This is a genomic window from Blautia schinkii, assembly GCF_013304825.1.
In the GTDB taxonomy this organism is placed as follows: domain Bacteria; phylum Bacillota; class Clostridia; order Lachnospirales; family Lachnospiraceae; genus Blautia_A; species Blautia_A schinkii_B.
The window spans coordinates 112763-136462 of sequence record NZ_JAAWUO010000001.1; the positions used below are offsets into that span (position 1 = coordinate 112763).

Consider the following 23700-nt stretch of genomic DNA (forward strand, 5'->3'; position numbering starts at 1 on the left):
AGGTGATTTTATGGATATGTCAATTCGGTTTCCAGGACTGAATCTGGTTTTGGACTATGTGCCGAGATCTTTTGAAATTTTTGGATTTGAGATAACGATTTACGGGATTTTGATCGCGGCAGGAATGCTCCTGGGTATCTTTTTTGCAGTGCTAGAAGCCCGAAGGAACCATGAAGATGCAGACGCATGCCTGGATCTGGCGATTGTAACGCTGATTACCGGTGTGATCGGAGCGCGGCTTTTTTACGTGGCTTTCTCATGGAGCCTTTATAAGAATGATCCGGGTCAGATCCTGAATGTCCGTTCCGGAGGAATGATGTTCTACGGGGCACTTTTGGGCGGCGTGATCGGTGGAGTACTGTATTGCCACATCCGCCGGAAATCTTTCTGGCAGATGGCAGATATTGCATGTATGGGAGTTCTCATCGGACAGATAATAGGAAAGTGGGGATGTTTCTTTAACAGGGAATCTTTTGGAGAATACGCTGATAATGTCCTTTCCATGCAGCTTCCGCTGACTGCGGTAAGAGCTGGTGAGGTGACAACGAAGATGCGTGAGAATCTGGAAACTGTGGGTGGTTCAGCCTGCGTTCTGGTTCAGCCGATGTTCCTTTATGAGAGCCTCTGGTGCCTGTTGCTGCTTCTGATTCTTATGATGCACCTTAGAAAAAAAGTATTTCAGGGAGAGATTTTTCTGAGATATCTGGCCGGCTATGGACTGGGAAGATTTGTGGTTCAGTGGTTCCGCACAGACAAAATATTTTTTCCGGGAACAGAAATTGATGTTTCACTGGTCATTTCAGGCATACTCTTCGTTGTATGTACAGTGATCGTTACAGTAAGATGTATTATGACAAGGAAACGTGCTGCAGCCAGGATGCGCAGAATGGAGAAAGACTATCAGGCGGAACGGGAAGCAGCAGAGAAGAGAGAAAACACAGCAGAACCTGTAAAAACAGAGACTGTACAGGGAGAGAAGAATGAACCAGAACAAGATACCGCGGGAAACGAGAGAATCCCGAAGAGCAGCACTGCTTCAGCAGCTGCAGAAGGAACGCAGCAAGATGGACAGCCAGATCATGAGCAGGAGCGACCTGCTGAAGAATCTGGAGATCAGTCAGAGAGTTGACCGTATTCTTGAGCTGTATTACGAAAGCTGAGATAAATTAAAATCCGGCAGGAAATTCATGAGTTATTTAACTCAATAGAGATTTCCTGCCGGATTTTTTTGTCAATCGCATAAGCTGCTAATACATCTTCCTGAAATCCAGAGGCGTTATTCCTGTGATCTTACGGAACATGGCAATAAAGTGGCTGGCATCGGAGAAGCCCACAGCTCCGGCAATATCCTGGATTTTCATGTGCGGATTGGATAAAAGAAGCTCTCTGGCTCTGCTGATTCGGTACATGGTAACGTATTCATATACAGAACATCCCAAAAAACGACGGAAAATCCTGGAAAGATACTGCGGAGAAACAAATACGCTCTGACTCAGCTCAGCAGCTGTGAGTTCCAGCTGGTAGTTCGTTTCAATTTCTTTTATTACAGGAACTACGTATCTCTGATAAAGAGGATTCTCCTGGATCTTCGGGGAAGCTGCACAGTCCGAGAAATTCAGCAGAAGGCTGTAGCAGTCCGAGGAAAGAGATTTCAGATCCGGGCTGGGCTGGTGGTATTTACGGAGAGCATTGGAGATCAGCTTCTGAATATGCTCTCCCTGTTCTTTCTCAATAAAAATAACATCGTGATTCTCCGTCATGGAAGGAATGCTTCCTGCCAGAGTGCCTGTAAATGTGGCAAACATGGTGATCCATGTAGTGGAATCCCTGTGATAGGAATGGGGAACATTGGGGGCTATAAGAATTCCTTCGTTAGCACCAAGAGAATAATTTTCTCCCTGTACTTCTATGCGTCCGCAGCCTTTTTCTGTCTGGAGATAATGATAGTAAGGGTATCCGCCCGGACGGAGTACGGTATCCTGCTTCCAGTGGTTGCCGAGAGATTCAAAGATAAACGGAGCACTGACGGGGGTATTTCTGAAATAAATTGACATTGTATTCACCTGTTTCTGAATGTTATATATTTTGGTGAAACATATTATACCATAATCCGTCGGATTATACTATAATAACTATATCAACAGGAAAAAAAGAGCGAAAGAAACTAATTAAAGATTCAAACAGGAGGAAGCAATGAAAAAATTCGATTATTCACTGGTAAAAGATCCTCAGTATTTCTGTGATGGAAGAATGGCGGCACATTCTGACCATACTTACTACCGTTCTGAGGAAGAGAGAGAAGATGGTGAGACTTCTTACCGCTATGATATGAACGGCCTCTGGAAATTCCAGTATGCACCGAACTATGCCGGAACGATCCAGGGCTTTGAGACAGAGGCTTATTCCTGCAAAGACTGGGAAGATATTTATGTGCCTGCACATATCCAGATGGAAGGATACGATGTTCCGCAGTATGCAAATGTCCAGTATCCGTGGGAAGGCCATGAGGAACTTCACCCGGGTCAGATTCCGGAGCGTTTCAATCCGGTAGCCAGCTATGTGAAATATTTTTACGTGCCGGAGAACATGAAAGGAAAAAGAGTTTTCATTTCCTTCCAGGGAGCAGAGAGCGGACTTGCTTTATGGCTCAACGGAAGCTTTGTGGGATACAGCGAGGACTCTTTTACCCCATCAGAATTCGAACTGACAGAATATCTGAAGGACGGAGAGAACAAACTGGCTGTCCAGGTATTCAAATGGACAGCAAGCAGCTGGTGTGAGGATCAGGATTTTTACCGCTTCTCCGGAATTTACAGAGATGTATATCTTTATACAGTGCCGGAAGTACATGTATATGATCTGCAGATCCGTGCGGTTCCGGACGAAACATTAAAGAGTGCCACCCTGGAGCTTACTACAGATACCTGGGGAGAAGGAAAAATCAAGGTTACACTTTCCGGAAAAGGTGAGATCCTTTTTTCAGAGGAAAAAGATCTCAGAGGAAAGAATACATATACTTGGGAGATCCCGGACCCGGTTCTCTGGAGTGCAGAAGACCCACAGCTCTATGATCTGGAAATGGAAGTCTATGACAGAGAAGGAACACTTCAGGAGATCATCCCTGAGAGAGTTGGATTCCGCCGTTTTGAGATGAAGGACGGAATTATGACACTCAATGGCAAACGTATTGTATTTAAGGGCGTAAACCGACATGAGTTCAGCTCCATTACAGGAAGACATGTATCTGAGGAGGAACTGCTCAAGGACATCATCACCATGAAGCAGAACAATATCAATGCCATCCGTACCTGTCATTATCCGGATGCTTCACCGATCTACCGTCTCTGCGATGAGTACGGACTTTACATGATCGCGGAGAACAATCTGGAGTCACACGGTTCCTGGGATATTGCAGAGTTTACAAAGGATTACACGGATGTGGTACCTTACGACAAACCGGAGTGGCTTGGCATGATGCTGGACCGTGTAAATTCCATGTATCAGAGGGATAAAAACCACCCGGCGATCCTGATCTGGTCCTGCGGAAATGAATCTTTCGGCGGAAAAGATATCTTCGAGATGTCAGAGTTCTACCGCAAGAACGATCCCACCAGACTTGTGCACTACGAAGGTGTTATCCATGACCGAAGATATAATGATACCAGTGATATGGAAAGCCAGATGTATCCGTCTGTAGATGCAATTAAGAAATTCCTTGCAGAGGATGACAGCAAGCCGTTTATCTGCTGCGAATACACTCACGCAATGGGAAATTCCTGTGGTGCAATGCATAAATATACAGATCTCACAGACACAGAGCCGAAATATCAGGGCGGCTTTATCTGGGATTACATTGACCAGTCCATCTACAAAAAAGACCGCTACGGAAAAGAGTTCCAGGCTTACGGCGGCGATTTCGGAGAGCGTCCGACAGACTACAATTTCAGCGGAAACGGTATTGCATACGGCGGGAACAGAGATGCTTCCCCGAAGATGCAGGAAGTAAAATTCAATTACCAGAATATCACTGCACAGGTAAGTGAGAATTCCGTTAAAGTCATCAACAAGAACCTTTTTGTAAATACTGATACTTTTGACTGTGAGGTAACACTTGCAAAGAACGGACATGTCCTTCGTACAGAGATATTGGAAACATCCGTAGATCCGTTAAGCGAAAATAACTACGTACTTCCATTTGGAAAACAGACCCGACCGGGAGAGTATACAGTAACGGTATCTTTCCTTCTGAAGAAAAAAACACTCTGGGCTGAAGCAGGACATGAGGTTGCCTTCGGCCAGTATGTGTACCAGATCGAAGAAACCGGAAAACTTTCTGAATGCGGCGTTGAGCTTGTAAAAAGCCTTCACAACATCGGTGTCCGAGGAGAGAATTTCCAGGTGATGTTCTCAGTACTTAACGGAGGGCTGGTTTCGTATAAATATGCAGGAAGAGAGATGATCGAGGCGATCCCGAAGCCGAATTTCTGGAGAGCACCTACAGATAACGACTGCGGAAACCTGATGCCAATGCGCTATGCACAGTGGAAGATCGCAAGTATGTATGCAACACACAAAGATTTTAGGAGCAAAGAGAGATATGCACCGTCCAATGCACCGGAGACAACAGTTCATGAAAACAGTGTAGAGGTCGCTTTTAAATATCTGATGCCTACCACACCGGTCAGCGAGTGCCGTCTGGCATACGAAGTGTTTGGCGATGGAAGAGTGAAAACAACTCTGACATATGATCCTGTGAAAGAGCTGGGAGACATGCCGGAGTTTGGTGTTCTCTTTAAATTCAATGCAGATTATGATCATGTGAAATGGTACGGTCTTGGACCGGCAGAAACTTATTCAGACAGAAAGCATGGTGCAAAACTTGGCATTTATGAAAACTCTGTATCAGACAATATGGCGCGTTATCTTGTACCTCAGGAATGCGGCAACAAAGAGGGAGTCCGCTGGGCAAGCATCACTGACAGAAAGGGCAGAGGAATGCTCTTTGAGATGGACAAAAACAATGGCCCGATGATGTTCTCTGCGCTGCCGTACACACCGCATGAGATGGAAAATGCCATGCATCCATATGAACTGCCGGAGGTACACTACACAGTAGTGCGCGCTGCAAAAGACCAGATGGGTGTAGGCGGAGACGACAGCTGGGGTGCGCATACCCATCCGGAATACCTTCTGAATACAGATGGAAAAATGGAATTTTCCTTTGTGTTCAAAGGCCTTTAAAATGTCATAAAATAACAGAACATACAGTTAAAAAAAAGCTTTCGGGAACAGCCCGGAAGCTTTTTTATTTCATAATAATGCCTATAAATCTGATATGCTTAAAAAACCCCCTGTGGATATTTCATGAAATTAAAAAAAACTTGGATATGCACTTGTTTTTTCAGGGTAAATAGTTTAGAATGATTACATAAGTGGTAGAAAGTGGTGAATAGTGGTAGCAAATGGAGATGAGTGGCAGAACACACCATTTGTACCCTGGAAACACGAAGGGGAGAATCGTGTTTCAAGAGAGTAGGTGGGTTTCATGTTCATGGGCGAGTATAATCACACGATCGACGCGAAGGGGCGTCTGATCATTCCCTCCAGGTTCAGGGAACTCTTAGGGGAAGAGTTCGTACTGACAAGAGGGCTCGATGGTTGCCTTTCTATTTATCCGATGGATGAATGGGTTGCCTTTGAAGAGAAACTCAGAGCATTACCACTTACAAATAAAGACGCAAGAACCTTTTCACGTTTCTTTGTAGCCGGAGCAACAACATGCCAGCTGGACAAGCAGGGGAGAATTCTCGTACCGCAGACGCTGCGCGAATTCGCTGGTCTGGATAAGGATGTGGTGCTTACGGGTAATCTGAACCGGATTGAGGTCTGGAGCAAGGAGAAGTGGAGCGAGAACTGCAATTATGATGATATGGACAGCATTGCCGAGAGCATGCAGAACATTGGAATCGTCATTTGAGCAACGCGCAGGTAGAAATCCCACAGGAGATGGATATGGAATTTAAACATAAATCTGTATTACTCAATGAAACCATCGAGGGTTTAAGGGTGAAACCCGATGGAATCTATGTGGATGGCACTTTAGGAGGAGCGGGGCACGCCACAGAGGTGTGTAAGAAACTTTCTGCCAAGGGGAGATTTATTGGCATAGATCAAGACCAGGATGCGATAATTGCTGCGAGTGAACGGCTGTCAGCCTTTAACCAGGTGACAATCATTCGCAGCAATTATTGTTACATGGCAGATGAGCTGAGATCCCGTGGCATTGATAAAGTGGACGGGATCCTGTTAGATTTAGGAGTGTCATCTTATCAGCTGGATAATGAAGAGAGAGGCTTTTCCTACAGATACGATTCACCTCTGGACATGAGAATGGACAGAAGGCAGAGCCGTACAGCCGGAGATATTGTCAATGGCTATGATGAGAAGGAACTTTACCGTATTATCCGCGATTACGGCGAGGATAAATTCGCCAGGAATATAGCGAAACATATTGTGGCTGCCAGAGAGCAGGCACCGATTCGGACAACCGGGGAACTGACAGAGATTATAAGGGGAGCGATCCCTATGAAAATACAGGCTACAGGAGGACATCCGGCCAAGAGAACTTTTCAGGCGATCCGCATTGAGCTGAACAGAGAGCTTGATGTGCTAAGAGATTCTCTTGACGGAATGATCGATCTTCTGAACGATGGAGGAAGGATCTGTATCATTACTTTCCATTCTCTGGAGGACAGGATCGTGAAGACCATTTTCCGCAAAAATGAGAATCCCTGTACATGCCCGCCGGATTTTCCGGTCTGCGTATGCGGTAAGGAATCCAAAGGCAAGGTGATCACAAGGAAACCGATTTTGCCAGGTAAAGAGGAAATGGAGGAGAATCCAAGGTCCAAAAGTGCGAAACTCCGCATCTTTGAAAGAAAAATGTTTTAAATAAAGGATGGAAGGTAGGCAAATGGCTAAGACAGGAAGAGGAACAACCGCCAGAAGAAATCCGAATACCGTAAGACACTCGAGAGATGTGTACATTCAGGGAAATGCGGTAAAACGGCTGCAGGAAGCTCCTCGAAGAACTGATCTGCCCGATATTAAGGAAAGACGAAGGCTGGCGCAGGAGAGAGAACAGAAGAAATCAGCAGTTCCTGCCACACCTGCGAAACAGGTGGTGAGTAGGCAGGCACAGCGAAACAGAGAGAAAGCGATGGCCATGAACAAGGGCTTCGTTATGTTTCTCACAGCAGTTTCCATTGCAGTGCTTTTTACCTGCATCAATTTTCTGCAGGTAAAATCAGAGATTACGGCAAGTATGAAGAATGTTGCCAATCTGGAATCAGAACTTGCACAGCTCAAGGAAGATAATGACGCATATTACAGTCAGGTAACATCGAATGTAGATATCAGTGAGATCAAGAAGAAAGCAATCGGTGAACTGGGAATGAAATATCCTTCAGAAGATCAGATACAGACCTATACAACAGAAGGAAACAGTTATGTGAGACAGTATCAGGATGTAGACACACATAAGTGACAGATATTACAGAGGTGATCGATTGAGTACAAGAAGGCGCAGGCCTGTAAAAAAAATAAATTACAAAATGAAAAAAAAGCTGGCAGTACTATTTTCTTTAGTGTTGCTGGCTTTAGTCGGTTTGGTGGCGAGAATTACCTATATTAATGCTACAAGTGGTAGTAAATACCGGAAACAGGTATTAAGTCAGGCACAGCAGAAATATGAGAACCAGACGCTTCCGGCGAAACGAGGCGATATTTATGACCGAAACGGAAACATTCTGGCAACCAGCAATAAGGTTTATAATGTGATCCTTGACTGCCTGGAGATTAATGAGGATCAGGACACTGTTGAGCCTACTATCAAGGCTCTTGTAGAAGTTCTGGGGTTGGATGAAGCAGAGATGCGCAATCTTCTTACGGATGATGCGACCAAAGAAAGCCAGTATCAGATCGTGAAGAAACAGATATCCATGGATGATAAGAAGGCCTTTGAGGAATATGAGAATCCGGGCGAAGACAGCGGACTGACAAAAACACAGCTTAAGGAACGTTCCAATATCACAGGCGTATGGTTCGAAGAGGATTATCTGAGGACTTATCCTTTTAATGAGACAGCCTGTGATACTATTGGATTTACACTTTCCAGAGATGTTGCAGATGCCGGACTTGAAGGATATTACAATGCCACACTTACCGGTGTTGACGGAAGACAGTACGGATACATCAACAATAATTCTGATGTTGAGCAGACCATTATTGAGCCAACAGACGGCAAGAGTATTGAGATTTCCCTTGATCTTGGGCTACAGCAGATTGTTGAGAAGTATGTAAATACTTTTGAGAAGAAGATGGGAGCCAAGAATGTAGGCGTTATCATTGAAGATCCAAAAACCGGAGAGATCATGGCTATGGACGGCGGCGACCGTTATGATCTGAACAATCCGAGAGATCTTTCCAATATTTATTCGGAGAGTGAGATCGCAGCCATGAATGATGAACAGACTGTGGAAGCACTGAATGGCATGTGGAGTAACTTCTGTGTAACAGATGCCTATGAGCCGGGATCTGTTGTCAAGCCTATCGTTATGGGTTCTGCACTTGAGATGGGCGCAATATCTGAGACAGATAATTTTGTTTGCGATGGAGGGCAGTCTTTTGGCGCAGAGGGCTCCAGCACATTTATCAAATGTGCGGTATGGCCGGATGCACATGGAACGGAGGCACTTGCGGATGTTATTGCCAATTCCTGCAACGATGGTATGATGCAGATCGCAGCCAGGATGGGTAAAGACAATTTCCTCAAGACTCAGAGTACTTTTAACTTTGGCACCAGAACCGGTATTGACCTTCCTAATGAAGGCAGCGGTGTTGTTCATACCAGCGAGACTATGGGCGAGACAGAGCTTGCATGCTCGGCTTTCGGACAGGGTTATACACTGACTATGATCCAGGAGATCAATGCCATATGTTCTGTTATCAACGGTGGTTATTACTATCAGCCGCATCTAGTGACGAAGATCAAGGACAGCAGCGGCGGAGTTGTGAAGACGATCTCTCCGACACTGATGAAGCAGACTATTTCCGAGAAGATTTCCGCAAATATCCGTTCTTATATGGCAGCCAGTGTGGATCATGGTACCAGCCGTACATCCAAGGTTCAGGGATACAGTTCAGGTGGTAAGACAGGTACAGCTGAGAAGCTGCCGCGAGGCAATGGTAAATATCTGGTTTCTTTCATCGGTTTTGCACCGGTGGATGATCCTGCACTTGTGATTTATGTTGTTGTAGATGAGCCGAATGTAGAGGATCAGGCCAGCAGTACTTATGCACAGTATATTGCGCAGGGAATCCTTTCTGAAGCACTTCCGTATCTGAATGTACAGCCGGATGAAGCAGAGGACGGGGAAGTTCCTACTACAGAGCTGTGGGATATTTTCAATGGAATCAGTGATTCTGCAACAGGATCTGCCGCAGACGGCCAGAAGGAAGCCATCTCTAACGAAGATGTTCCGAGTCCGCCGGAAGAAGATTCAGAGGAGGATACAGAGGACAATAACGATATGCAGAGCGATGGCCTGACCAATGAAGAAGCTGGTCTGGAATAAAGAATCTGAATACCCTCTCAGGGGAACGTCATATATTACAGTGACGATCTCTGAGAGGGATTTTTTTATGATCCGGACAATGGTTTTTCACAGGAAAAAGATCTGGGTGATTTTTGCAGGCTGTGTCCTGCTTCTTATTGGGCTGGCGACAAGACTTGTTTATCTTATGGGTGTCCAGTCGGATTATTATATCCAGAAAGCAGATGATCTTCATGAGAGGGAACGTGATATCAAAGCAGCCAGAGGCAAGATCCTGGATGTGAAAGGAAATGTTCTGGCAGATAACCGGACTGTCTGTACAATTTCCGTGATCCACAGTCAGATTAAAGAACCGGAAAAAGTAATCAGGGTTTTGACAGAGCAGCTATCTATGGATGAAGAGATGATACGCAAAAAAGTCGAGAAAGTTTCTTCTATTGAAAGAATTAAAACAAATGTAGACAAAACCATCGGAGATGCCATCCGTGAATATGCTCTGAATGGGGTGAAAGTGGATGAGGATTACAGGAGATATTATCCATATGGTTCTCTGGCATCCAAGGTTCTGGGATTTACAGGGGGAGATAATCAGGGAATCATTGGGCTGGAAGTAAAATATGATGAGATCCTTGCAGGACAGCCGGGAAAAATCCTCACAGTTACAGATGCCAGGGGAGTGGAGCTGGACGGGACAGGAGAGCGGCGGAAAGAGCCGGTTGCAGGAGACACCTTGCGAACCAGTCTGGATATCAGTATCCAGGAGTATGTGCAGCAGGCAGCTTTGAAGGTGATGGAGGAGAAGCAGGCAGAGAGGGTTTCTGTTCTTCTTATGAATCCGCAGAACGGGGAGATCTATGCGTGCGTCAATGTGCCGGAGTTTGATCTGAATGATCCGTTTACGTTGAATACAGCAGAAGAAACAGTGACCGGCACGGATTCAGAAAGCAGCAAACAGGATCTTCTCAACCGGATGTGGCGCAACCCCTGCCTGAATGATACATATGAGCCAGGTTCCACGTTTAAGATTATCACCATGGCAGCAGGTCTGGAAGCAGGCGTGGTTTCAACAGAAGATCGTTTTTTCTGTCCGGGGTATAAAGTGGTGGAGGATCGGCGTATCCATTGCGCCAAACGGACCGGGCACGGAGCACAGAATTTTGTGGAAGGAGCACAGAACTCCTGCAATCCGGTTTTTATTGAGGTGGGTCTGCGCCTTGGAGTTGACAGATATTATAAATATTTCAAACAGTTTGGTCTTCTGAAAAAAACAGGAATCGATCTTCCGGGTGAGGCAGGAACCATTATGCACAATCCGAAAAATATGGGCGAGGTGGAACTCGCCACAGTATCTTTTGGCCAGTCCTTCCAGATCACGCCGGTTCAGCTTGCAACTACGGTCAGTTCTATCATCAACGGTGGGAACAGGATCACGCCCCACTTCGGGATCAGTGTGGAAAGTGCAGACGGAACGCAGATAAACACGCTGGAATATCCGGTGGAAACAGGAATCCTATCAGAAGAAACATCCAAAACAGTGCGATCAGTTCTGGAAAAAGTAGTCTCCCAAGGTTCCGGAAAAAATGCAGGTATTGAAGGGTACTCCATCGGTGGAAAAACAGCAACTTCACAGACACTTCCCAGAGGTTCCGGAAGGTATATTTCCTCATTCTTAGGGTTTGCACCTGCGGAGAATCCTACAGTACTGGGGCTTTGCATCATCCACAATCCCCAGGGAATGTATTATGGAGGAATTATCGCAGCCCCGGTGATCCGGAGTATTTTTGAAAATATACTTCCATATCTTGGAATCGAAAAAACAGCTCAGGAGGAAACCAGACAAGGCGGAAAGTCAGCACTTGATTAATGAAAAGAAAAGCTTTATACTGGTGAGGAACTATAAAAAAACGAAAGAATTAAAGAGGTGTGAGGATGGAGTTTCATGTAGTGATCCCTGTGCTGATCTCATTTGCGATCAGCCTTGTATTAGGACCGGTTGTTATCCCGTTTTTAAGAAGACTTAAAATGGGACAGACAGAGAGAGAGCTGGGCGTACAGTCCCACCTGAAGAAGAATGGTACACCAACCATGGGCGGTGTGATCTTCCTTATTGCGACGACCGTAACATCACTGTTTTATATCAAGGATTATCCGATGATCATTCCGGTACTTTTCCTGACTCTGGGATTTGGACTGATCGGATTTCTGGATGATTACCTGAAAGTAGTCCTGAAACGTTCTGATGGACTTTTGCCATGGCAGAAGATGGCTCTGCAGATCGTTGTGACAGCAGTATTTGCTTTTTATCTTGTGAATTACTCCAATGTATCCCTGACTATGAGGATCCCGTTCTGGAGCGGTCATTACCTGAATCTTGGATGGTTCGCTGTTCCGGTACTGTTCTTTGCAGTCATCGGTACTGTAAACGGAGTAAACTTTACAGATGGACTTGACGGACTGGCATCCAGCGTTACATTGATCGTTGCAGTATTTTTCACTGTTGTTTCACTGGGACTGGGCAGCGGTGTTGAGCCTATCACATGTGCGGTAGTGGGCAGCCTTATGGGCTTCCTTCTGTTCAATGTATACCCTGCCAAGGTGTTCATGGGGGATACCGGTTCCCTGGCACTTGGCGGTTTTGTTGCCGGAGTGGCTTATGCAATGCAGATGCCGCTGTTTATTATCCTGGTAGGACTGATCTATCTCATCGAGGTGCTTTCCGTTATGATCCAGGTATCCTATTTCAAGGCAACACATGGAAAAAGAATTTTCAAGATGGCACCTATCCACCATCATTTCGAGCTTTGCGGGTGGTCTGAGACACGGGTGGTTGCAGTGTTCTCTGTTGTAACAGCCATTATGTGCCTGATCGCTCTCCTGGCATTATAAGGAGGAACAGAACAATGGATTTAAAATCAAAAAAGGTTCTCGTATTCGGAGCCGGAAAAAGCGGTATCGGTGCAGCTGATCTGCTTGGCAGCGTTGGTGCGCAGCCGGTAATCTATGACGGAAATGCAGACCTTGACAAAGAAGCTGTTTTACATAAAACAAATGGCAGATATCAGCCTGAGATCTGGGCGGGAGATTTTCCGGAAGGAGAGCTTGACAGCCTTGATCTTGTAGTATTAAGCCCCGGAGTTCCAACAGATCTTCCGCTGGTAAAGAAATTTTATGAAAAAGGCCTTCCGGTCTGGAGTGAAGTGGAGCTTGCATACCGTACAGGTAAAGGTGAAGTTCTTGCGATTACAGGAACTAACGGTAAGACAACAACAACAGCACTTCTTGGCAAGATCATGGGAGATGCCCGTGAATCTGCATTTGTTGTAGGAAATATCGGAACTGCATATACATCGAAATCACTTGAGATGAGGGATGATTCTGTGACAGTTGCGGAGATCAGCAGTTTCCAGCTTGAGACTATCGATCAGTTCCGACCGAAGGTAAGTGCAATCCTGAACATTACAGAGGATCACCTGAACAGACATCATACAATGGAAGAGTACATCCGTGTGAAAGAGCTGATCACCAGAAACCAGGGACCGGAAGATGTCTGCGTTCTGAATTATGAGGACGAAGTACTCCGCAAATTTGGTGAGAACATTGTACCGAAGGTTGTGTATTTCTCAAGCCTTCGAAAGCTTGAGCAGGGTATCTATCTTGACGGAGATCAGATCATCCTGAAAACTGAGACAGAAGAGATCCCGATCGTTAAGACAGGTGAACTTAAGATCCTTGGCCGCCATAACCACGAGAATGTAATGGCAGCAGCAGCTATGGCGTATTATGCAGGAGTTTCTGTTGAGAGCATTCATAAGAGCGTCTGTGAATTCGTGGCAGTTCCTCACAGGATCGAGTATGTGACAGAGAAGAACGGAGTTGCCTACTACAATGATTCTAAGGGAACCAACCCGGATGCAGCGATCAAGGGAATTCAGGCTATGAACCGCCCGACCCTCCTGATCGGCGGCGGCTATGATAAAGAATCCAGCTATGACGAGTGGATCCAGTCTTTCGATGGAAAAGTACGCTATCTTGTTCTCATCGGTCAGACAAAAGAGAAGATCAAAGCAGCAGCAGAGCGTCTTGGATTTACAGACATTATTCTCTGCGAAGATCTGAAAGAAGCAGTTAAGGTCTGTGCCGAGAAGGCCAACCCTGGAGATGCAGTTCTTCTTTCACCGGCCTGCGCAAGCTGGGGACAGTTTGATAATTATGAGCAGCGTGGTGATATGTTCAAGGAGTATGTCAGAGAGCTGTAATAACAACAGAAATAAATACATATGCTGAAATAAGAGACCGCTTTGGAGGCCGGAGTTATGAAGGCAGAACTGAAACAGACCGGAAAGACAGATACGGTTCTTGTGGCACTGGTACTGATTCTCGTAGTCTTTGGCCTGGCGGCACTTTTTTCGGCAAGCGAATATAATGGCAGAGTACGTTTCCACGACTCTGCCTATTATTTTAAGAAGCAGCTCTTTGCTACAGCATTGGGGCTGCTTGTTATGTATCTGGTGGCAAAAACGGACTACCATCTGCCGGTTGTTCTGGCTCCGGCAGCGTACCTTCTCTCGTTGCTTCTTTCAACGGCAGTCCTTATTTTCGGACAGGAGATCAATGGTTCCAGGCGATGGCTCAATCTGGGTCCTTTATCCTTTCAGCCCTCAGAATTCTCAAAAATGGCAGTGATCCTTTTTCTGGTATGGCAGATCAGCAGGACAAAAAAGAAGACAACAGGCTTCTGGTTTATGGCAAGAACAATGCTGACCCTGCTTCCGGTAGTGGGGCTGGTTGGTTCCAACAACTTAAGTACGGCGGTGATCATTCTGGGAATCGGTGTTGTGCTTATTTTTGTGGCGAATCCAAGATATCTCCAGTTCCTTGCACTGGGAAGTGCGGGCATCGGATTTATTGCTGTATTTCTTGCTGCAGAGAGCTACCGTCTGGAACGCCTGGCCATCTGGCGTGATCCGGAAAAATATGAAAAAGGATTTCAGACCATACAGGGCTTATATGCTATTGGGAGCGGAGGAATTTTTGGCAGAGGCTTAGGAAACAGTCTGCAGAAACTGGGATTTGTGCCGGAAGCTCAGAATGATATGATTTTTTCAATTGTGTGCGAGGAAACCGGAATCTTCGGGGCTTTTTTACTGATCTTTCTGTTTGTTCTTCTGATGTGGCGGCTCTGCGTTCTTGCACTTGACTGCCGGGATCTGGAAGGAACACTTTTGTGTGCAGGAATCATGGCACATATGGCAATACAGGTAATCCTTAATATCGCAGTTGTTACAAACACGATCCCGAATACAGGAATTACGCTGCCCTTTGTGAGCTACGGCGGAACATCTGTGGTTTTTCTGATGGGAGAGATGGGGCTGGCCTTAAGCGTCAGCAGTCACAGAAGAGGAATAATTACATAGAATAAAAAGCAAGAGGCCCTTTTTTAGGAGTGGAAGACTTGAATGAGATCGATGAGATCATCGTAACCGGAGGAAGACCACTGAATGGAACCGTAAAGATCCAGGGCTCAAAAAATGCAGCTCTGCCAATGATGGCAGCAGCTCTTTTAAGTGAAGGAATCAGTGTGCTTCGCGGCTGCCCAAGGATTGCAGATGTATTTCTCATGGAAAAAATCCTCCGGGAGCTGGGGGCTGTAACCTGGTGGCAGGGTCATGACCTCTATCTGGATTGCAGTCAGGCTGACGGCACTGTGATACCAGCAGATTTTTCGGGAAAAATGCGGTCTTCCGTGATCCTTCTGGGGGCGATGCTTGGGCGGAACCACAAGGCCAGCACAGGCTATCCCGGCGGGTGCGTCATCGGAAAACGTCCGGTTGATCTTCATATAAAAGTTTTGCGCAGCCTTGGCGCGAAAATCGTGGAAAACGGTACAGAGATCAGAGCATCCTGTGGAAAACTGAAAGGTGCGGAGATATTTTTTTCAAAAAGCAGTGTGGGGGCTACGGAGCAGGGAATCCTGGCAGCAGTGCTTGCAGAGGGCAGAACGGTTTTAAGGGGGTGTGCCTGTGAGCCGGAGATCGGATGGCTGTGCAGTTACCTGAACGGAATGGGCGCGAAGATATTTTTTTCGGAAAAAAATATTATCTGCATTGAGGGCGTGGAATCTCTGCGGCCGGGAGACGGGGTGATACCGCCTGACCGGATCGTTGCCGGAACCTATCTTCTGGCAGCAGCAGCCACCCGCGGGGAGATCATAATAGAGAATCCACCTTTAGGAGAAATGGACGGAATCCTGGAAGTATATCGGAAAATGGGTGGACAATATGATATTTTTGGTGGTAAACTAATAGTCAACGGAAAAAATACGGGTAATCCGCTGAAGCTTCTGGAAACGGAAGTGTACCCGGGGTTTCCTACGGATCTGCAGTCGCCGGCGATGGCAGTACTGGTCACGATATCAGGTGAGAGCAGAATCCGTGAGAAGATATTTGAAGACAGATATAAGACAGCTCCATGGCTGTGCCGCATGGGTGCAGATATCAGAATCCGGAATGGCGTGGCAGTGATCCATGGCGGATATCCGCTTACGGGATGCACAGTGGAAGCTCAGGAACTTCGTGGCGGTGCTGCACTGGTGATTGCAGCTCTTGCTGCCGGCGGAACAACAAAAGTCCGGGGCTGCCGTTTCATTGAAAGAGGTTATGAGCATATCTGCGAAGACCTGACCGCACTGGGCGGTCTTTTGATAAAGGACAGAGGAACTTTATGAAACTATCAAAAAAAAATCAGCTGAAAATTACAGGACTGATCGTGGTTCTGCTGCTGGCAGGTGTTATTTTCTTTTTTACGTATTATCAGGTTGATGAAGTACAGGTGATGGGAAGCAGCCATTACTCAGAAAAGCAGATTAAAAAAATGGTTCTCAGAGGACCGATGGCATCGAACTCTATTCTGGCTCCCATAATCTATACTAAAAAAAATACAAAAGATGTTCCGTTTGTGAAAGGCTACACTGTCACCAGACTGAACAGGCACACCATCTGTGTCAGCGTAAAAGAAAAAGATATTGTAGGCTGTATTCCATATCTGGACAGCTACATTTATTTTGACAGGAACGGAACATTCATTGAGAGTGCTACAGAGAGAAATGAGAAGATTCCATTTTTTGATGGAATCAAGGTGAAACATGTGATCTACAATGAAGAACTTCCGATTAAAGATAAGATGGTTATGAATACAGCGGTGGCATTGTCCACCATATTTCAGAAGAACGATAAGATTCCGGATCATATTGAGTTCAGTGATGACGGACAGATCAGCCTGCTCTACGGTGATATCACAGTGAAGCTTGGGAAGGATGAATACTTGGAAGACAAGATGACCAGGGTGCTTGCAATCCTTCCGCTGATTTCTGATAAGAAGGGAATCCTTCATGCTGAGAATGTAAATGATAATTCCAAGATGATCACTCTGGAGCAGGAGAAGGATGAAACTTCAGATTCTTCCGAAACCTGGACAGGCGGATATGACGAGGAAGGCAATTATACAGGTGAAGGCGAGTACGATGAGAACGGAAACTATGTGGGAGCCAAGCCGCAGACAGATCTGGAATATGCACTTTCCAAGTGGGTCGGCGGATATGATGAGGAAGGCGATTACACAGGAACCGGCGAGTATGATGCCGATATGAATTATGTAGGACCTGCACCAACTGAGGAGAGCATGGCTGCCAATGGCAGCTGGACAGGTGGATACCGTGAGGACGGAAGCTACGATGGAGCCAGCGAGTATGACCGAGACGGCAATTATGTAGGATCTGTGGAAGATGCACAGAATTCAGATGAAGCTGACAGTTCTGGTGCATCGGAAGATGGAGGCACTTCCGGGAACGAAAGTAATTCTGACAGTACAGACACCGGTGACAGCGGAGAGCAGAGTTACGACACCGGCGATACTGACGATTATTCCGGTGAAGAAACTGATTCCGGATATAGTGATGAGGCAGACAGCTACAGTGACAACGGAGATTACACCAGCGATTCGGAATGGGAATAACAAAACTACAGATCAATCAGATACGGATGATTTTGTTCGCCTGACAGCACCCGGGTTTCAAATTCCCGGGTGTTTTTTTGGTTTATCGGCATATTATAATTAGGAAAGAGTTCTTTCGAAAAACGGTCTGGAAACCTTTGGACATTTTGCCAGAGATTGTTTCGCAAACCTTCACGTTAATAGAAACAGTGCCGAAATTTAGTAAAAAAAGTATAAAAAAACAAAATTAGTGGTTGATTAATTACTCAAAAAAATATATGATATATCTATGTGTATATGTAGCTTGGAATAAATTACACTGAATCGGATATCAGGTTAGAAATAAAGGAGGAAGTACATTGTTAGAGATAATGACGAATGAGGCTGAGTCTTCTGCGAAGATTATTGTAATTGGAGTAGGCGGCGCAGGTAATAACGCAGTAAACAGAATGGTGGAAGAAGCCATTGGTGGAGTTGAGTTTGTAGGTGTCAATACTGATAAACAGGCTCTGACTCTGTGTAAAGCTCCGACTGTACTTCAGATTGGCGAAAAAATTACTAAGGGTCTCGGCGCCGGCGCGCAGCCGGAGGTTGGCCAGAAGGCTGCTGAGGAGAGCATCGAGGAAGTTAAGAAGATCATCGAAGGAGCTGACATGGTTTTCGTTACCTGTGGTATGGGTGGCGGAACAGGTACAGGAGCTGCTCCTGTAATCGCTGGCGCAGCGAAAGAGATGGGTATCCTGACTGTCGGTGTTGTTACCAAGCCATTCCGCTTTGAAGCGAAGACCCGTATGAATAATGCACTTGCAGGAATTGAAAATCTGAAGAAAGCAGTTGATACTTTAATTGTCATCCCAAATGACAAGTTACTCGAGATCGTTGACAGAAGAACAACAATGCCGGAAGCACTGCGTAAGGCTGATGAGGTTCTTCAGCAGGCAGTTCAGGGAATCACAGACCTGATCAATCTGCCGGCACTGATCAACCTTGACTTTGCAGACGTACAGACAGTTATGACTGACAAGGGAATCGCTCACATCGGTATCGGCGAGGCAAGAGGCGATGACAAGGCTATGGAGGCTGTACAGCAGGCTGTATCTTCTCCGCTTCTTGAGACAACCATCAAGGGAGCAACACATGTTATCATCAACATTTCCGGTGATATTTCCCTTATGGATGCCAACGATGCTGCAAGCTATGTTCAGGAGCTTACAGGCGAGGATGCGAACATCATCTTTGGTGCTATGTATGATGATTCTGTTGCGGATTATGCAAGGATCACTGTTATTGCTACAGGACTTACAGACAACAATCTTCAGGCATCTCCATTTGGAAACAGAGCTTCCAATTCTGTTTTCGGAACAGCTAAGAAGACAAGTCCGTCACCTGCACCGAGCATGAATTTTAACATGCCGAGCTTCAGTCTTCCGAATATGAACTCCACACAGTTCAATTCCAAGGCACCGACAAGCACTGTACAGAAGAAAGACATTCAGATTCCGGATTTTCTTAAGAATAGATAAATAATAAGAAATATGATAAGCCGTATGCTATTTTTGCATGCGGCTTATTTTGATGCAAAAAAACAGCAGAGACGCCATATAAGACGACTCTGCTGTCAGTTGATATCAGCACTTACATTCAAATGTATCGCATTTTGTATCGCAGCAGCGGTGGGCATTGTCGCCAGCTACATTAATGGAGACAGCGCTACATTTACAGTGTTCGTTGTAGGTACAGTTGTGCGCTTTGCAGTCAATGTTGATGCTTTCACAGCCACAGCCGGAATCAGCAAAATTGACAGCAGCACTATCCTTATTTCGGAAACTTTCACAGGCAGTATCATCTGCAGAGCGTGCTTCTGAACCCTCTACATTGATGGAACCTTTGGAACAGAGGGAATCCTTGTTGTAACAGCAGTTGTGTGCGGAACATTTTAAAAGTGTCATAGTATTTTCCTCCTGATAATAGATTTGCGGAACAAAGCACAGAAGAACCATGTATTGCTCCACAGAAAGAAGTATGTCTCAAAATACAAAAAATATGTATATGAGAAAAAAATTTTCAAGAAAGAGCTGGCGAAAGAGTATAACTGATATAATAAGTATATAATTTCAGAAGAGTAATTGTACTTAACAGAACAGTGGAGGTGCATGATTATGGTAAATAAGAAATATTTCAAAAAAATCGCAGCAGCAGGAGGAGCTGACAAAAGAGCTTCCCCCCTTTTCAAGTAAAAAGCTGCGGTCAAAAAAGTATAAAAATATAATAAAAAACAGTTGACAAATCATAAACACCATGGTATTCTCATAAAGTACGTAGCGAAAAGAAAGCAGAGTTCACTCTCACCTCAGCGTTTTGGAAAACGACTCAGGTCAATATTGCACAGTACTGCGAACGGATAAACTGTCAGTGCGCAGGTGTAATTATTTGAAGTGTGGACATCTGTCTGCGCTTTTTTTGTGCAGGAAGAGATCCCGGCACAGTGTTGAGAAAGAAAAAATTAATTCTATCATGTTCATGGAGGTGTACAACAATTAGCGGTTTAATGATTAACGAACAGATCAGAGACAGAGAGGTACGCTTGATTGGTCCGGACGGAGCACAGCTTGGAATCGTGTCCGCCAGAGAAGCGATGGCGAAAGCACAGGAGGCAGGACTTGACCTTGTAAAGATTGCCCCACAGGCGAAACCGCCGGTATGCAAGATCATTGATTACGGTAAATACCGTTACGAGCTTGCCAGAAAAGAAAAAGAGGCCAGAAAAAAGCAGAAAACCATCGATGTCAAAGAAGTGCGTCTTTCCCCGAACATTGATACGAACGATTTAAAGACGAAGGTAAATGCAGCAAGAAAGTTCCTTAGCAAGGGTGACAGAGTTAAGGTTACACTTCGTTTCCGCGGAAGAGAGATGGCACATATGTCCAGCAGCAAGCATGTGCTTGACGACTTCGCAGATCTTCTGTCCGATATAGCGACTGTAGAGAAGGCTCCGAAGGTAGAAGGCAGAAGCATGACAATGTTTCTGACTGAGAAACGGTAGATATCTCAGTCTTCACGGCAACAGCCGGGCAGAACGGGATGTTATATAAAATTTAGAAGTACCAAATCAAGGAGGAATTCATAATGCCAAAAATTAAAACTTGCAGAGCAGCAGCAAAGCGCTTTAAAAAAACAGGTACAGGAAAATTAGTAAGAAATAAAGCCTACAAGAGCCATATCCTTACAAAGAAATCTCAGAAGAGAAAGAGAAATCTGAGAAAATCTACTGTTGTTGATTCTACTAACGTAAAGAGCATGAAGAAAGCATTACCATATTTATAAGATAGAGAAGACGAGCAGGAGGAGAATTAAGAAATGGCAAGAATTAAAGGCGGATTAAACGCAAAGAAAAGACATAACCGTACATTAAAACTGGCAAAAGGCTACAGAGGAGCCCGTTCCAAACAGTATAGAGTAGCAAAACAGTCTGTAATGAGAGCTCTTACAAGCTCCTATGCAGGAAGAAAACAGAAGAAACGTCAGTTCAGACAGCTCTGGATCGCCCGTATCAACGCAGCTGCAAGAATGAACGGACTTTCCTACAGCAAAATGATGCACGGCCTTAAAGTTGCAAACATCGACATCAACAGAAAGATGCTTGCAGAGATGGCAGTTAACGATGCAGCAGGCTTCACAGCACTTGCTGAGATCGCTAAGAAAGCAATCGCATAAGTAAAGTATTAAGAGACGAAGAAGTCCAGGGAGTTTTCCCTGGATTTTTTTGTGCGAAAAAATTCAGACAATTTGCCGAAAAACGACACAAGCTGTACAGCGGACAAGTGTCCGCGTTGTGCAATCAGACGAAAAACAACAGATAACTAAATTTGCCCTTGAAATAAAAAATATGCGATGCTATAATTTTACCATTAAACATTAGTAACGCGACAAAGCGCAGGAGGAGAGATTATTATGAAGAATTGGAAGAAAGTAATCGGCGTTGCATCAGCAGCAGCGATGACAGCAGCTATGATGATGCCTACATCAGTTTTTGCAGCAGATGAGACATTTAAGATCGGTGTGATCGGACCGATGACAGGTGATTACGCACAGTACGGTACCAACGTATACAACGCAGCCAAGATCGCAGCTGATGAGATCAACGAGAACGGTGGATTCAACGGATATAAAGTAGAGATTCTTGACGCAGGTGATGACCAAGGAGATCCGGAGAAGGCTGTTAACGCATACAATGACCTGATCGATAAAGGAATGCAGATGCTCTGTGGAACTGTAACATCCGGTTCCTGTATCGCAGTAGGAGCTGAGGCAGCTGAGGATACATTCCTCTTCACACCCTCCGCAACAGCACTTGACTGTATCACAGCAGGAACAAACGAGTTCCGTATGTGCTTCACAGACCCGGCACAGGGAACCAAATCTGCTCAGTACATTTCCGAGCACAAACTTGCAACGAAAGTAGCAGTACTTTATGATTCCGCTGCTGACTACAACTCCGGTGTACATGACGCATTCGTTGCAGCAGCAGCTGATGACGGACTTGAAGTAGTTGCAGATGAGGCTTACACAACAGACAGCAACACAGACTATTCTGTACAGCTTGCAAAGATCAAGAAGAGCGGCGCTGAGCTTCTTTTCCTTCCGAACTACTATTCCGACAATGCGCTGATCCTTCAGCAGGCATCTGAGGCAGGACTTGACATTAAATTCTTTGGTGTAGATGGCATGGATGGTATCCTCAATGTAGAGAACTTCGATAAATCCCTTGCAGAGGGTGTTATGCTCCTGACACCATTCTCCGCAACATCCACAGATGAGAAGAGCCAGAACTTCGTAAAAGCATACGGCGATGCTCACAACGGTGAGATCCCGAACCAGTTTGCGGCAGATACATATGATGTACTTTACGCAATGCAGCTTGCAGCTGACGATGCAAAGATCACACCAGATATGGAAAATGCAGACATCAGTGCAGCAATGAGCGCATCCATGGCAAACATCGAGCTTGACGGACTTACCGGAAAAGCAAAATGGACCGAGGATGGCGAGTGTGATAAAGAGCCGAAAGCATTCGAGATCAAAGACGGTGCTTATGTAGAGATGAAATAAGTAATTTCTGTTAACGTTAGGGGTCAGGGGACGGTCACCTTTAGTGGGAACCGTCCCCTTTTTCCCTTATCAATAAACAATTAAAAGAGGTGCGTTATGAGTTTTATATCTTATTTGAAAGACGGCATCAGTCTTGGCAGTATCTATGCGATCATTGCGCTTGGATATACCATGGTTTACGGTATTGCCAAGATGCTGAACTTCGCACACGGAGATGTTATTATGGTAGGAGCTTATATCATTCTTACCTGTATCACAAGAGGCGGTATGTCACCGATTCTTGCAGTGATCCTTTCCGTTGTGATCTGTACACTGCTTGGTGTTGTCATTGAGAAGGTAGCTTACAGTCCACTTAGAAAAGCTTCCTCAAACCTGGCCGTTCTTATCACGGCTATCGGTGTCAGTTATCTGCTTCAGAACCTGGCACTTCTGATCTTCGGCGCAGATGCCAAGAGTTTCGTAGCTGTTATCAAAGTTCCGTCCATCACACTGTTTGACGGTGAGCTTACCATCAAGGGAATCACCATCGTAACCATCCTTGCATGTATCATCATCATGGTGGGACTTTCCCTCTTTGTAAAAAAGACAAAACCTGGCCGTGCCATGCAGGCGGTTTCCGAGGACAGAGATGCAGCACAGCTGATGGGAGTTAACGTCAATGCGACAATTTCCCTCACATTTGCCATCGGTTCCGGACTTGCAGCGATCGCAGGCCTTCTGCTCTGTCAGACTTATCCGACACTGACTCCGTACACAGGAGCCATGCCTGGTATCAAAGCTTTCGTAGCTGCTGTATTCGGTGGAATCGGTTCGATTCCGGGAGCTATGGTCGGCGGCATCCTTCTGGGAATCATCGAGATCTTCGGAAAAGCTTATATTTCTTCCCAGGTTGCAGATGCCATTGTGTTTGCAGTCCTGATCGTCGTGCTTCTTGTAAAACCGACCGGATTGTTCGGTAAGAACATCCAGGAGAAAGTGTAAGGTGGCC

20 protein-coding genes are annotated in these 23700 nt (G+C 45.5%); 18 read left to right on the forward strand and 2 right to left on the reverse strand.

The annotated features are described in order from the left end of the window. Positions 1-10 precede the first annotated feature (10 nt). Positions 11-1129, forward strand: coding sequence for a prolipoprotein diacylglyceryl transferase (lgt, locus tag HFM85_RS00495; protein WP_173736792.1), 1119 nt, complete (start codon positions 11-13; stop codon positions 1127-1129). 118 nt (positions 1130-1247) lie between these two features. Here the strand turns inward: lgt and HFM85_RS00500 are convergent, their stop codons facing one another. Continuing rightward, a complete protein-coding gene (locus HFM85_RS00500; protein ID WP_173736793.1) occupies positions 1248-2054 on the reverse strand; it encodes a helix-turn-helix domain-containing protein in 807 nt (268 codons plus the stop codon). Between the two features lie 139 nt (positions 2055-2193). On the opposite strand from HFM85_RS00500, the gene HFM85_RS00505 reads away from it, so the two are divergent. The 12 genes from HFM85_RS00505 (at position 2194) to ftsZ (ending at position 19126) form a co-directional block, all read left to right on the forward strand. After that, on the forward strand, positions 2194-5241 hold the full coding sequence (locus tag HFM85_RS00505) for a glycoside hydrolase family 2 TIM barrel-domain containing protein (RefSeq protein ID WP_173736794.1): 3048 nt from the start codon (positions 2194-2196) through the stop codon (positions 5239-5241). Between the two features lie 304 nt (positions 5242-5545). After that, on the forward strand, positions 5546-5977 hold the full coding sequence (mraZ, locus tag HFM85_RS00510; RefSeq protein WP_119239329.1) for a division/cell wall cluster transcriptional repressor MraZ: 432 nt from the start codon (positions 5546-5548) through the stop codon (positions 5975-5977). A 35-nt stretch (positions 5978-6012) separates the two neighbouring features. Further along, positions 6013-6951 (forward strand): 16S rRNA (cytosine(1402)-N(4))-methyltransferase RsmH, encoded by a 939-nt coding sequence (rsmH, locus tag HFM85_RS00515; protein ID WP_173736795.1) that lies wholly within the window; start codon positions 6013-6015, stop codon positions 6949-6951. 22 nt (positions 6952-6973) lie between these two features. Next, entirely contained in the window at positions 6974-7546 is a 573-nt protein-coding gene (locus tag HFM85_RS00520) for an FtsB/FtsL family cell division protein (RefSeq protein ID WP_173736796.1), read from the forward strand. A 124-nt stretch (positions 7547-7670) separates the two neighbouring features. Continuing rightward, positions 7671-9635, forward strand: coding sequence for a peptidoglycan D,D-transpeptidase FtsI family protein (locus HFM85_RS00525; protein ID WP_330596713.1), 1965 nt, complete (start codon positions 7671-7673; stop codon positions 9633-9635). A 67-nt stretch (positions 9636-9702) separates the two neighbouring features. After that, complete coding sequence (locus HFM85_RS00530; RefSeq protein WP_173736797.1) at positions 9703-11478, forward strand: peptidoglycan D,D-transpeptidase FtsI family protein; 1776 nt, start codon at positions 9703-9705, stop codon at positions 11476-11478. Between the two features lie 65 nt (positions 11479-11543). Next, on the forward strand, positions 11544-12500 hold the full coding sequence (gene mraY, locus HFM85_RS00535) for a phospho-N-acetylmuramoyl-pentapeptide-transferase (protein ID WP_119239324.1): 957 nt from the start codon (positions 11544-11546) through the stop codon (positions 12498-12500). 14 nt (positions 12501-12514) lie between these two features. Then, positions 12515-13870, forward strand: a complete 1356-nt coding sequence (gene murD / locus HFM85_RS00540) for a UDP-N-acetylmuramoyl-L-alanine--D-glutamate ligase (protein ID WP_173736798.1) — start codon at positions 12515-12517, stop codon at positions 13868-13870. A gap of 57 nt (positions 13871-13927) precedes the next feature. Beyond that, positions 13928-15028, forward strand: coding sequence for an FtsW/RodA/SpoVE family cell cycle protein (locus HFM85_RS00545; RefSeq protein WP_173736799.1), 1101 nt, complete (start codon positions 13928-13930; stop codon positions 15026-15028). A gap of 29 nt (positions 15029-15057) precedes the next feature. Then, positions 15058-16338: a UDP-N-acetylglucosamine 1-carboxyvinyltransferase gene (gene murA / locus HFM85_RS00550; RefSeq protein ID WP_330594657.1), complete on the forward strand. Its 1281-nt coding sequence runs from the start codon at positions 15058-15060 to the stop codon at positions 16336-16338. After that, the gene (locus tag HFM85_RS00555; protein ID WP_173736801.1) at positions 16335-17624 is read left to right on the forward strand and encodes a cell division septal protein; all 1290 of its coding nucleotides are present in this window, start codon (positions 16335-16337) and stop codon (positions 17622-17624) included. The genes murA and HFM85_RS00555 overlap by 4 nt, the downstream gene beginning before the upstream one ends. A 350-nt stretch (positions 17625-17974) precedes the next feature. Next, positions 17975-19126: a cell division protein FtsZ gene (gene ftsZ / locus HFM85_RS00560; RefSeq protein ID WP_173736927.1), complete on the forward strand. Its 1152-nt coding sequence runs from the start codon at positions 17975-17977 to the stop codon at positions 19124-19126. A 105-nt stretch (positions 19127-19231) separates the two neighbouring features. Here ftsZ and HFM85_RS00565 read toward each other — a convergent pair whose 3' ends face one another. Continuing rightward, complete coding sequence (locus HFM85_RS00565; RefSeq protein ID WP_173736802.1) at positions 19232-19552, reverse strand: DUF1540 domain-containing protein; 321 nt, start codon at positions 19550-19552, stop codon at positions 19232-19234. A gap of 599 nt (positions 19553-20151) precedes the next feature. On the opposite strand from HFM85_RS00565, the gene infC reads away from it, so the two are divergent. The 5 genes from infC (at position 20152) to HFM85_RS00590 (ending at position 23693) form a co-directional block, all read left to right on the forward strand. Continuing rightward, positions 20152-20646: a translation initiation factor IF-3 gene (infC, locus tag HFM85_RS00570; protein WP_021977873.1), complete on the forward strand. Its 495-nt coding sequence runs from the start codon at positions 20152-20154 to the stop codon at positions 20644-20646. Positions 20647-20729: 83 nt separating this feature from the next. Beyond that, positions 20730-20927 (forward strand): 50S ribosomal protein L35, encoded by a 198-nt coding sequence (rpmI, locus tag HFM85_RS00575; protein ID WP_019162770.1) that lies wholly within the window; start codon positions 20730-20732, stop codon positions 20925-20927. 33 nt (positions 20928-20960) lie between these two features. Then, on the forward strand, positions 20961-21317 hold the full coding sequence (gene rplT, locus HFM85_RS00580) for a 50S ribosomal protein L20 (protein ID WP_015526090.1): 357 nt from the start codon (positions 20961-20963) through the stop codon (positions 21315-21317). A 237-nt stretch (positions 21318-21554) separates the two neighbouring features. Beyond that, a complete protein-coding gene (locus tag HFM85_RS00585; RefSeq protein ID WP_173736803.1) occupies positions 21555-22712 on the forward strand; it encodes an ABC transporter substrate-binding protein in 1158 nt (385 codons plus the stop codon). A gap of 96 nt (positions 22713-22808) precedes the next feature. Further along, positions 22809-23693, forward strand: coding sequence for a branched-chain amino acid ABC transporter permease (locus HFM85_RS00590; RefSeq protein ID WP_015526088.1), 885 nt, complete (start codon positions 22809-22811; stop codon positions 23691-23693). The last annotated feature ends 7 nt before the right edge of the window (positions 23694-23700 follow it).